The sequence below is a fragment of the Micromonospora sp. WMMD975 genome, from assembly GCF_029581215.1.
GTDB lineage: Bacteria > Actinomycetota > Actinomycetes > Mycobacteriales > Micromonosporaceae > Micromonospora.
Genome location: NZ_CP120739.1, coordinates 5,860,912 through 5,872,113, shown reverse-complemented (window position 1 = coordinate 5,872,113; position 11,202 = coordinate 5,860,912). Strand labels below are relative to the sequence as shown.

The window sequence follows — 11,202 nt, the reverse complement described above, 5'->3', positions numbered from 1 at the left end:
GTCAGCGCCTCCCGGAATCCGCGATGGCCGCCGCCATGATCCGGCCGGCGATCCGGGCCGCCTCGGAGCTGCCGCCGCTGCCGGCCTGCTCCAGCTCCACGCAGACCGCGGAGAGCGGCGTACCGTCCTTGTCCAGCGCGAACCCGATGAACCAACCGTGGTCCGGCGTCTCCGGGCCGGACTGGGCGGTGCCGGTCTTGCCGCCGACCACGAAGCCGTCGATGGCGGCCCGGCGGCCGGTGCCCTCCTTCACCACGTTCTGCATCATGTCGCGCAGGTCGGCGGAGACCTGGCCGCTGACCGGGCGGCGCAGCTCGCGCGGCTTGGCGGCGTCGTAGACCGTGGTGCGGTCCGGCCCGAGCAACTGCTTCACCAGGTACGGACGCATCTGGCTGCCGCCGTTGGCGACCGTGGCGGCGATCAGCGCGCCCTGCAACGGCGTCATCCGCACGTTGTTCTGGCCGATCGACGACTGCGCCAGCGCGGCCGGGTCGGTGCTGCCGTCCGGGTTCTGCATGTCGCCGGTGCGGCTGGCCGCCACCGGCAGGCCGCCCTCGCCGAGCTGGCCGACCGTGAGGTCCTCCTGCTCGAAGCCGAACTGCTGGGCCTTCTCCTTGACCTTGTCCGCGCCGAGGCGCACGCCGAGCTGGGCGAAACCGGTGTTGCAGGACTCGGTCACCGCCTCCCGCAGGGTCACCTGCGACTCCGGGCAGATCGACGGGGCCGCGTTCTTGATCGGCACCCCGGCGCCCGGCGCGGTGTAGCTCGAACCGGCTGGGATCTGGGTCTGCTGGCCGATGCCGTTCTCCAGCGCCGCCGCGGCCATGACGATCTTGAAGGTGGAGCCGGGCGGCAGCACCTCGGACAGCGCCCGGTTGGCGAGCGGCCGGTCCTTGTCCTTCTCCAGCGCGTTGTAGGCCCGGTCGGCCTCCGTGCTGGAGTGGCTCGCCAGCGGGTTCGGGTCGAAGCTCGGCATCGACACCAGCGCCTGCACCGCGCCGGTACGCGGGTCGATCGCGATCGCCGCGCCCTTCTTCGCCCCCACCTCGTTGTTGTTGAGCTGCTTGAACGCCGTCTCCTGGGCCCCCTTGGAGAGGGTCAGCAGCACGTTGCCGCCACCGGTCTCGTCACCGGTGAACATGTCCTTGATCCGGTTGGCGATGAGCGCGTCGCTGGTGCCGGCGAGGAAGTCGTTCTCCAACCGCTCGATGCCGCTCGCGCTGCCGTTGACCGGCTTCCAGCCGAGCACGTGCGCGTACATCTCCCCCTTGGGATAGGTGCGCAGGTATTTCAGCTCCCCGCCGGTCTCCTTGCTCAGCGCGTACGCGGTGCCGCCGACCTCGATGTTGCCGCGCTTGCGGTCGTACTCGGCGACCTGGACCCGGCCGTTGTAGTCGCTGGTGCGGTATTCGTCGGCCTTGTAGGCCTGGATCCAGTTCAGGTTCGCGAAGAGCAACCCGAACAGGATCATCACGACCACACCGACGCGGCGCAGGGGCGCGTTCACGGCCGGATCACCTCCGTCGGGGCACCGTGCAGTTGCTCGGGCGGGCCACCGGTGGGCCGGGCCGCCGGGCCACCGCCCCCGGTCACCGGTCGGCGGGCACCGTCGGAGACCCGCAGCAGCACCGCGATCAGCAGCCAGTTCGCCATCAGCGAGGAGCCACCGGCGGAGAGGAACGGGGTGGTCTGCCCGGTCAGCGGGATGAGCTTGCTGATCCCGCCGACGATGACGAAGACCTGGAGGCCGAGCGTGAACGCCAGGCCGCCGGCGAGCAGCTTGCCGAACGAGTCCCGCACCGCAAGCGCGGCGCGCAGGCCCCGCTCGACGATCAGGAGATAGACCACGAGCAGCGCGGAGAGACCGAACAGGCCGATCTCCTCACCGATGCCGGCGAAGATGAAGTCGGTCTGCACCTCGGGCAGCAGGTTCGGCTGGCCACCGCCCGGCCCGGCCCCGAACAGGCCGCCGGTGCCGAGCGTGAGCAGGCCCTGGACCAACTGGTAACCGCGGTCGTACGGCTCGGCGAACGGGTCGAGCCAGATCTGCGCCCGGTCGTAGAAGTTGGCGAACGGGCCCCCCACGGTGCTGCCCAGCACGTAGGCCAGGTAGGCGCCGCCGAAGAACAGGATCAGACCGATGAGCAGCCAACTCACCCGCTCGGTGGCGATGTAGAGGGTCACCACGAACATGCCGAAGTAGAGCAGCGAGGTGCCCAGGTCCTTCTCGAAGACCAGCACCATGAGGCTGACCAACCAGACCACCAGGACCGGGCCGAGGTCGCGCCCACGCGGGAAGTCGATGCCGAGCACCCGCCGGCTCGCCAGCGAGAGCACCTCGCGCTTTCGCACCAGGTAGTACGCGAAGAACGTGAGCAGGGCCAGCTTGGCGAACTCACCCGGCTGAATCGAGAACCCGCCCACCTTGATCCACAGCTTGGCGCCGTTGATCTCGGAGAATCGACCGGGTAGCACCGCCGGGATCATCACCAGCACGATGCCGGCAAGTCCCAGGGTGTACGCGTACCGCGACAGCGTGCGGTGGTCCCGCAGGATCGCCAGCAGCGCGGCGGCGAGCACCACCGCGGCGAGCGTCCAGGCGAGCTGACGGCCACCGGTGCCGGCGAAGATGGCCAGGTCCTCCCGCTCCGCCGGCGCGGCCTCGGCCAGGTCGTAACGCCGCAGGAAGCCCACCCCGATGCCGTTGAGCAGGGCCACCGCCGGCAGCAACGCCGGATCGGCGAACGGCGCCAGCCAGCGGATCACCACGTGCAGGCCGAGGAACACCAGCCCCAGCGCGGCGGCTGGGATCCAGAAGTCCGGGGTGACCGTGTCGAGCGCCTTCGCCTCGACCATCGCCGCGTACGCCGCCACCAGCACCATGGCGAGCAGGAGCAGGGACAACTCGGCGTTACGCCGGGACCGGGCCAGGCGTACGCCGGACTGCTCGCCCGTCGAGGCGGGCGAGGCTGCCGGTGCGGCGGCTGCGGTCACGGATGAGTCCTCGGGATCGAGCCGGCGCTCACTCCGGCGACCGGCAACCGGCGGGATCGGCCGGCGGAACGGTGTCGGAGGCTACGGCGTCGGGCGTGATGGTCAGCGTCGGCGTCGGCGTACCGGCCACCGGGGTGGGCGAGCCGGGTGTCGGGGTCGGCCCGCCTGGTGCCGGGGTCGGCGGAACGGCGCTGGGGCTCAGCGCCGGGGTCGGCGTCGCCACCGGGGTCGAGCCGGGCGTCGGGTCGGGCGGGCAGAGCGGCTTCAGGTTCGGGTTGGCCGGGTCGTCGCTCGTCAGCTCCGCCAACCGACGCTCGGCGTCCGGCTCGCTCTTGGCCTGGATGCCCTGCTTCACCCGCTCCTGGGCGGCAAGCGTCAGGTCGTCGAGCCGGGACGCGCTGCGCGCGTGCACGTCCGACAGGTCGAGCCCGGCGACCTGGCCGGGCACCCCGCGGAAGACCGCGAGCTGGCCGTCGTCGGTGGCGCCGACGTAGTACTGCCGCTGGGTGTAGGTCCAGCCGCCGAAGACGGCACCGCCGACGATCACCGCCAGCGCGAGCGCCATCGCCACCGTCCGCAGCGGCTTCCGCCGACGCTGCTCGGGCTCGTCGTCGCGGTTGTCGGCCGGCTCCTCGGGGGCGGGCGTGCGCGGGGCGGACAACGCCGAGGCACGGGCCGCCGGGGTGGAGTCGTCGGCCGACGTCGCCATGCCTCGGTCCCGGGCGGCGGCGCCGCCGACGATCGGGGACGCCTCGACGATGTCCTGGTCGGTCGCGTCGGCGATGATCACGGTGATGTTGTCCGGGCCGCCGCCACGGAGCGCGAGCTGCACCAGACGCTCCACGCACTGCTGCGGGTCGGGGTATTCCCGCATGGTGTCGCCGATGGTGTCCGCGCTCACCACGCCGGAGAGGCCGTCGGAGCAGATCAGGTAGCGGTCGCCGGGCAGCACCTGGCGGACGCTGTATTCCGGGTCGATGTCGCGGCCGTCGAGCGCGCGGGTGAGCAACGAGCGCTGGGGGTGGCTGCTCGCCTCCTCGGCGCTGATCCGGCCCTCGTCGACGAGCATCTGGACGTACGTGTCGTCCTTGGTGATCTGCGCGAACTCGCCGTTGCGCAGGAGATAGGCCCGCGAGTCACCGATGTGGACCATGCCGAGCTTGCTGCCGGAGAAGAGGGTCGCGGTGAGCGTGGTGCCCATCCCCTCCAGCTGCGGGTTGGCGTCCACGGTGTCGCGGAGCTGCTGGTTGGCGGTGCCCACGGCGGATCGGAGCGCGTCGACGAGGGCGTCACCCGGGACGTCCTCGTCGAGGGGCGCCATGGCACCGATGACGATGTTGCTGGCGACGTCACCGGCGGCCATGCCGCCCATGCCGTCGGCAACGGCGAGCAGCCGCGGTCCGGCGTAGACGGAATCCTGGTTGCCGTCTCGGATCAGACCGCGGTCGCTGTGGGCCGCGTAGCGCAGGGTCAGAGTCATGGCCGTAATTCGAGGGAAGTGCGGCCGATCCGGATCGGCACGCCGAGGGGGACGGGGGTTGGTCCGGTGACCTTAGCGCGATCGAGGTACGTGCCGTTAGTCGATCCGAGGTCCTCGACGTACCACTGCCCGTCGCGGGGTACGAGCCGGGCGTGTCGCGCCGACGCGTAGTCGTCGGTGATCACCAGGGTCGAGTCCTCCGCCCGTCCGATCGTGATCTGGGCCTCCCCGAGGGTGATCCGGGTGCCGGCCAGCTGACCGGCGGTGACCACCATCTGGTGGGCAGCGCGACCCCGCTTCGCCTTGGCCGGCTTGCCGGCGGGCTGGCCGGTCGACGCGCCGACCCCGCGTGGCGCGGCCACCAGCCGACCCGACCGGGCCCCCGCGAAGAGGTCCCGGCGGATCACGCCGACCACAGTGAAGACGAAGATCCACAGCAGGATGAGGAATCCGAACCGGGCAACGGTGATGACGAGCTCCGGCAACGGGGATCAGCCGTCCACGCGGAAGGTCAGCGTCGTGGTGCCGAGCTGGATCATGTCGCCGGGGTTGAGCGCGACCGCCGACACCCGCTGGCCGTTGACCATCGTGCCGTTCGTCGAGCCCAGGTCGGTCAGCACCACCTGGCCGCCGTCGAAGTCCAGCCGGGCGTGCCGCCGGGAGATGCCGACGTCGGGCAGGCGCAGGTTGGCCTGGTCGCCACGGCCGATCACGGTCGAGCCCATCTGGAGCGGGTAGGTGCGACCGTCGCCGGAGACCAGACGGACGTTGCGCCCGCCGCCCTGGCCGGGCGGGGGGCCGTAGCCGCCGCCCTGGTCGTAGGCGGGGTACGCCGGGCCGGCGTCGTAGCCGCCGCCGGAGTCGTAGCCGCCCGGCGCGGAGACCGGGGCGACGTCACCGCCGGTGTATACCTCGGCGGTCACCCGGAACATGCCGGTGTCCAGTCCCTCACCACGTTCGACCTCGACGATCACGTCGCCGTAGACCGTCCAGGCCTGCTCGCCGATGAACTCCGCCTGCGACTGGGCCAACTCCTGGGCCAGCGCGGCGGCGTACGGCGCCAACCGACTGTGGTCGTACGGCGAGAGATCGATCACGTAGCGGTTGGGCACCAACGTGCGCCCACCGGCCAGGATCGCCTTGTGCGCCTCGGCCTCCCGCTGCATGGCGTTGAGGATCTCCACGGGGTGGACCACCCCTTTGAAGACCTTGGCGAAGGCCCCCTCGACCAGGCCTTCCAGACGCTTCTCGAAGCGTTGCAGCACGCTCACCGGCTCCTCCTCGGGTCCCGAGGCAATGATGGTATCCGGACACCGCCTCCGCAGCTCACACGCCGCTCGGCCGGCTGCCGACGGCCCGTTCGTGACCAGGCCCGCGAGCGTGCTACAGTTTCGTCCGCCACGGACGGTGATCGCCCGTGGCATGACCAGTGGACAGCGTAATATGTCCCGGCACCCGGCGCAGATGGCGGGTTCGGGATGGGATACGGTGTCCCGGGTCGCGCCACGGGGATGTGGCGGAATGGCAGACGCGCACGGTTCAGGTCCGTGTGTCCGAAAGGACGTGGGGGTTCAACTCCCCCCATCCCCACCATCACGAGGGCTCCGCAGGCTGCGGGGCCCTCGCACCATATCGGGACGCAGCGGACGTCACGCTATGCTCCGGTGGTTTCCCTGCCTCCCATGGACCAGGAGTGGCGTGTGAGTGTCGCGTTGGTGACCGGTTCCGGCGGTCTGATCGGCTCCGAGGCGGCCCGGCACTTCGCCGGCCTCGGCCTCGACGTGGTCGGCATCGACAACGACATGCGGCGATACTTCTTCGGCGAGGACGGCTCGACCGCCTGGAGCCTCGACCGCCTCGCCGCCGACCTGGGGCCCGCGTACACCCACCACGCGGTGGACATCCGCGACCGGGACGGTCTGGAAGGCGTCTTCACCAGGTACGGCCGGGACATCGCCGTGGTGATCCACAGCGCCGCTCAGCCCAGCCACGACTGGGCCGCCAAGGAGCCGTACACCGATTTCGACGTGAACGCCGGCGGCACGCTCAACGTGCTGGAGAACACCCGGCGGCACGCGATCGACGCGCCGTTCATCCACTGTTCCACGAACAAGGTCTACGGTGACCGGCCGAACACGCTTCCGCTGATCGAGCTGGAGACCCGCTACGAGTTGCCGGAGGACCACCACTGGTACGACGGCATCACCGAGGACATGTCGATCGACGAGTCGCTGCACTCGATCTTCGGCGCCTCGAAGGTCGCCTCCGACGTGATGGTCCAGGAGTACGGCCGGTACTTCGACATGAAGACCGCCTGCTTCCGCGGTGGCACGCTGACCGGCCCGGCGCACTCCGCGGCGGAGCTGCACGGCTTCCTGGCGTACCTGATGCGGTGCGTGATGGAGGGCCGGACGTACAACCTCTTCGGCTACAAGGGAAAGATGGTCCGGGACGCGATCCACTCCCGGGACGTCCTGACCGCGTTCGAGGCGTTCTTCCGCGAGCCGCGCTCCGCCCAGGTCTACAACCTCGGCGGCGGCCGGCACTCCAACACCTCGCACATCGAGGCGTTCCGGGTCGCCCAGGAGATCACCGGCCGGGACTCGCGGATCAACTACGTCGAGCAGGCCCGCACCGGCGACCACCAGTGGTACGTCAGCAGCATGGCCCGGTTCGAGGAGCACTACCCCGCCTGGAAGATCACCTACGACGTGCCGATGATCCTCCGTGAGATCTACGAGGCGAACGTCGACAAGTGGGTGCCGAAGGCATGACCGTCGACACCAAGCGCAACGTGCTCGGCGTGCTCGTCGACGCCACCGACTACACCCGGGCCACCGAGGCGGTGGTCTCGGCCGCACGCGAGCGCCACCCGCTGGCCCTGACCGCGCTCGCCGTGCACGGCGTGATGACCGGGGTGCTCGATCCGGCGCACAACGCCCGGCTCAACTCGTTCGACGTGGTCACCCCGGACGGGCAGCCGGTGCGCTGGGCGCTCAACCTGCTGCACGGCGCCGGCCTCACCGACCGTGTCTACGGCCCGGAGCTGACCCTCCGGGTGCTCGCCCGGTTCGCCGACGAAGGGCTGCCTGTCTATCTCTACGGCTCCACCGAGGAGACCCTGGCCCGGCTGATCCCGGCGCTGGAACGTACCTTCCCCGCGCTGAAGATCGCCGGGGTCGAGCCGTCCAAGTTCCGGGCGGCCAACCCCGGCGAGGACACCGAGATCGCCGACCGGATCAAGAACAGCGGCGCCCGCCTCGTCCTGGTCGGGCTGGGCTGCCCCCGGCAGGAGGTCTTCGCGTATGCCATGCGACCGCTGCTGGACATGCCGCTGATGGCGGTCGGCGCGGCGTTCGACTACCACGCCGGGCTGCTGCGCAACCCGCCGCCGTGGATGCAGCGCGCCGGGCTGGAGTGGTTCTGGCGGCTCGGGCTGGAACCGAAGCGGCTGTGGCGCCGCTACGTCATCCTCAACCCGGCCTACCTGGCCCGGCTGGCCGCGCAGAAGACCGGCCTGTGGAAGGCCACGCCGCCGGCGCCGGCCACCGGACGCCCCGCCACCTTCGACGTCTGATCCCCTACGGGGAGACGTTCGGGGGTAAGCGGGGTGCCGCCCCGGATTCGGTGCGCGTCGAAGTGGGCAAGGCTGGGGCCATGGATGACCGTCTCGTCGTGTTGCTCCCCGTCGCCGCCGTGTGGCTGGCCGCCGGCCTGGTCGCGGAGGGCCTGCCCGGGCTGGACCGCGCCCGGGCGCTGCGGCGGCGTACCGGATGGTTGTCCGCCCTGGTGCTGACCGGCCTCGCGCTCACCGCGGCGGTCCTCGCCGCGGGCCTCCAGAGCGCCGGTGGCACCGCGATCGACCGGGCCGCCGCCGGGCTCGCCGTCGCGGCGCTGCCGGCGGCGGTCGTCGGGGTCTGGACGGTACGCCGGGTCCGGCGCCTGCGGGCCGGCGCGGGCGCCTTCGCCGCCGCCCCGGAAACCCCGGCCCCGCACGCGCTGCGAGCCGCCGCCGCGCACCCACTGATCGCGCTTCCGCTCCAGGCGACCGCGCTCGCGATGCTCGTCGCCGTGCTTCCGGCCCTCGGTGTCGACCTGTTCGCCGCGCCGGGCGTGGCCGGCCCGGCGATCACCGTCGCGGTGCTCGGCGTGTCCGCGATCGGGGTACGCCACGCGCTGCGGCACAACCGGCTCGCCGAGCGGGCCACGCAGCCGCTGACCGCCGTGTCGGCGGTCTCAGCGCGATCGGCTCGCGCCCTGCACGTATAGCAGTTCCAGGATCGCCCGGGTCGCCTCGAACCAGCGGTCGAGCCAGCCGGGCGGGGGCACGCTGCCCCTGGGCGGCAGCTCCAGCAGCAGGCCACGCAGCAGCGGATGGTCCACCAGGGACTCCGGCTGCTCCACCGGCCAGCCGCTTGGCGGAAAGGACGGCTCGGTGAGCGGGTTCGGGTCGAGCGACGGCAGGGAGAGCGCCGGGGCGGCCTGCTCCGGCGTGCCGGCGTCCCGGCCGGCCAGCTCGTCGCCGTCACCGGAGACCACCTCGGTCAGGACGGTGTCCCGCCGGGCCCCACGATATTTGCCACCGAACCGCTCGGGCTTGCCCGGGCCATTGGTGAGATTCTCTGAACCGATCGTCGTCATCCGTCTCGCCTGCCTCGTTCGGTTGCCGATCCGTGCGGTTCAACGAGGCGGAACGGAACTGGCGACGGGTCACCGGCGCGGCCGGCACACCGACGGGAACGGTCCCGCCCGGCGACGCTGCCGGACGGGACCATGCTTCCGGGGGTACGGATCAGCTTTGGCCGAAGGCCCCGCCCCTGGCGCGGGCGACGAAGGCGTGCCAGTCACCCGGGGCGAAGACCAGGGCCGGACCGGCCTTGTCCTTCGAGTCCCGGACGCCGACCGCCCCGGTCACGTAAGCGACCTCCACGCAGTTGTCGCAGTTCGGCCCGCTCTTCGAGCTTTTGAACCACGTCGCCTGCGTCAGGTCCACGGGGAACTCCTTGGTCGCCATTTCCACAGCGGCTCCTCTGCCAGTCTCGCGATGTGTGCGACGGACTCCTCCGGTCGAATGGCCGCTGCTCGAATGTGATCGAAGATGAAGCTGTACTTCTGCAGTTCGTCGCTCTTCTCCAGGAAGAGCCCACCCGTGGCGTTCTCCGCGTACACGACATCGGGATCACTGGGTTCGGGGAAGCCGAGGATCGAGAAGGTCCCGTCCATGCCGGCGTGCGCTCCCACCTCGAAGGGCAGGACCTGCACCGTCACGTTCGGCAGTTCGGCCACCTCCACCAGCCGCTTGAGTTGGCCACGCATCACCGCGTCGCCGCCAACCGGCCGGCTCAGCACCGCTTCATCGAGCACCACCCACAGATCGACCGGATCGTCCTGGGTCAACAACGACTGACGACCCAATCGGACACGCACGCGTTGGTCGATCTGATCGGCGGTGAAGTCCGGCCGGGCGGCTCGGATCATCGCGCCGGCGTACTCCTCGGTCTCCAGCAGACCCGGCACGACCTGCTGTTCGTAGGCCCGGATCGTGCTGGCCGCCGCCTCCAGGCCGACATACGCCCCGACCAGCACCGTGCTGTACGGGTGCCACCAGCCCTTCTGCCGGGCCTCGCGGGCGATCTGCACCAGCTCGTCGCTCTCCGCGCCGACCACCCCGTAGATGCGGAGCATGTCCCGCACGTCGCGTGGCGTCGCGGTGGTGTGCCCGGTCTCGATCCGGGAGACCTTGGACGCCGAGCACTCGAGTTGCTCGGCGACCGCCTCTATGGTGATGCCGGCCGCCTCGCGCTGCCGACGGAGTTCGGCCCCGAGTCGACGCCGGCGGATGGTCGGGCTGCGCCGTTCGCTCACGAGATCTCCTAGCACGGCAGGGGGGTGCCGGTCCTCGACCGGCCGCGACGGGCGAAACCGGCGTCCAGTGTGCCGCCCGGATCCCGGACGCATCAAGCGTCCCGTTCACGTGTCCCGCTCACTTATCGGCAAAAGTCGACGTGCAACTTGCATGTCGCACGTGGCTGATGCACTCTGTCCGTATGGCGCGGGTTACTCACCGTCTTCGCTTGATCTCGGGGCGTGGCGGGTGGATCGTCCCGTGCCGCGCGCGACCTGCACCGGAATGAAGACCCCGCCGCTGCACGCCAGCTGGACTGCGGCGGCGGGAGCGGCAACCGGAGCAGCCGGGTGATGGTCGGGTGGCGGTCCGCCACCGCGGGTACGGCCCGACCAGCACCGACCCACCGACCGTCGGTCCACCAGGCAGAACCCCCGTCACCGGACCGCATCCGACCCCCGTTCAACCTCGCCGGCCCCGCTCGCCGGCCGAACCCTCCCAGGAGCCCATGTGCTTCCCCGCTCCGGTGACGTACTGCATGTGACACGCGCGGCGAGTGTCCAGTTCTTCCGACCGATCATGTTCCGCATGATCCGGGTGCTCGACTGGCCGACCTACGACGGTTGGATCTGGCTCGACGGCTACGAGTTGAACGCGGCGGGGGACGCGGTCAACAGGCGGTCGATCTTCGTACAGCAGGAGGGGTTGCGGCGGATCCAGGCCGCGCCGACCCCCCGCCAGCACACCGTCCGCACCGCCCGACGTCCGGTGACCCGGACTCCGGTCCGGGTGGGCTGAACTCACGGTTCCCCGCCGGGTGGGCGTGCCGAGGCCATAGGATCAGTACGCCCACCCCGGCACGTTCCACCCCGCGCGCCATGGA

At 71.0% G+C, this 11,202-nt stretch carries 12 protein-coding genes and 1 tRNA gene; 5 read left to right on the top strand and 8 right to left on the bottom strand.

The features are described 5' to 3' along the window. Position 1: 1 nt before the first annotated feature. From O7613_RS26180 to O7613_RS26160, 5 genes are all read right to left on the bottom strand, one after another. Complete coding sequence (locus O7613_RS26180) at positions 2 to 1,507, bottom strand: penicillin-binding transpeptidase domain-containing protein (RefSeq protein WP_281585730.1); 1,506 nt, start codon at positions 1,505 to 1,507, stop codon at positions 2 to 4. Next, a complete protein-coding gene (locus O7613_RS26175; RefSeq protein ID WP_281590593.1) occupies positions 1,504 to 2,883 on the bottom strand; it encodes an FtsW/RodA/SpoVE family cell cycle protein in 1,380 nt (459 codons plus the stop codon). The genes O7613_RS26180 and O7613_RS26175 overlap by 4 nt, the downstream gene beginning before the upstream one ends. 139 nt (positions 2,884 to 3,022) lie before the next feature. After that, positions 3,023 to 4,474 (bottom strand): PP2C family serine/threonine-protein phosphatase, encoded by a 1,452-nt coding sequence (locus O7613_RS26170; protein WP_281585731.1) that lies wholly within the window; start codon positions 4,472 to 4,474, stop codon positions 3,023 to 3,025. Continuing rightward, the gene (locus O7613_RS26165; protein ID WP_281585732.1) at positions 4,471 to 4,959 is read right to left on the bottom strand and encodes an FHA domain-containing protein; all 489 of its coding nucleotides are present in this window, start codon (positions 4,957 to 4,959) and stop codon (positions 4,471 to 4,473) included. Before O7613_RS26165 ends, O7613_RS26170 begins: the two co-directional genes overlap by 4 nt. Positions 4,960 to 4,965: 6 nt before the next feature. Then, positions 4,966 to 5,772, bottom strand: coding sequence for a DUF3662 and FHA domain-containing protein (locus O7613_RS26160; protein WP_281590595.1), 807 nt, complete (start codon positions 5,770 to 5,772; stop codon positions 4,966 to 4,968). Between the two features lie 209 nt (positions 5,773 to 5,981). Here O7613_RS26160 and O7613_RS26155 point away from each other — a divergent pair. The 4 genes from O7613_RS26155 to O7613_RS26140 all read left to right on the top strand — a co-directional run bounded on the left by O7613_RS26155 (position 5,982) and on the right by O7613_RS26140 (position 8,743). Then, positions 5,982 to 6,067 (top strand) — tRNA-Leu (locus tag O7613_RS26155). Positions 6,068 to 6,156: 89 nt separating this feature from the next. Continuing rightward, positions 6,157 to 7,248, top strand: a complete 1,092-nt coding sequence (locus tag O7613_RS26150) for an NAD-dependent epimerase/dehydratase family protein (protein ID WP_282290519.1) — start codon at positions 6,157 to 6,159, stop codon at positions 7,246 to 7,248. Then, positions 7,245 to 8,051: a WecB/TagA/CpsF family glycosyltransferase gene (locus O7613_RS26145; RefSeq protein WP_281585734.1), complete on the top strand. Its 807-nt coding sequence runs from the start codon at positions 7,245 to 7,247 to the stop codon at positions 8,049 to 8,051. The genes O7613_RS26150 and O7613_RS26145 overlap by 4 nt, the downstream gene beginning before the upstream one ends. An 80-nt stretch (positions 8,052 to 8,131) precedes the next feature. Beyond that, on the top strand, positions 8,132 to 8,743 hold the full coding sequence (locus O7613_RS26140) for a hypothetical protein (RefSeq protein ID WP_281585735.1): 612 nt from the start codon (positions 8,132 to 8,134) through the stop codon (positions 8,741 to 8,743). Here the strand turns inward: O7613_RS26140 and O7613_RS26135 are convergent. From O7613_RS26135 to O7613_RS26125, 3 genes are all read right to left on the bottom strand, one after another. Next, positions 8,711 to 9,115 (bottom strand): hypothetical protein, encoded by a 405-nt coding sequence (locus O7613_RS26135; protein ID WP_281585736.1) that lies wholly within the window; start codon positions 9,113 to 9,115, stop codon positions 8,711 to 8,713. The genes O7613_RS26140 and O7613_RS26135 overlap by 33 nt on opposite strands. 151 nt (positions 9,116 to 9,266) lie before the next feature. Continuing rightward, positions 9,267 to 9,488: a DUF397 domain-containing protein gene (locus tag O7613_RS26130; protein WP_107158178.1), complete on the bottom strand. Its 222-nt coding sequence runs from the start codon at positions 9,486 to 9,488 to the stop codon at positions 9,267 to 9,269. Then, positions 9,458 to 10,339: a helix-turn-helix transcriptional regulator gene (locus tag O7613_RS26125; protein ID WP_281585737.1), complete on the bottom strand. Its 882-nt coding sequence runs from the start codon at positions 10,337 to 10,339 to the stop codon at positions 9,458 to 9,460. The genes O7613_RS26130 and O7613_RS26125 overlap by 31 nt, the downstream gene beginning before the upstream one ends. Positions 10,340 to 10,829: 490 nt before the next feature. On the opposite strand from O7613_RS26125, the gene O7613_RS26120 reads away from it, so the two are divergent. Continuing rightward, a complete protein-coding gene (locus tag O7613_RS26120) occupies positions 10,830 to 11,117 on the top strand; it encodes a hypothetical protein (protein ID WP_281585738.1) in 288 nt (95 codons plus the stop codon). Positions 11,118 to 11,202 lie beyond the last annotated feature (85 nt).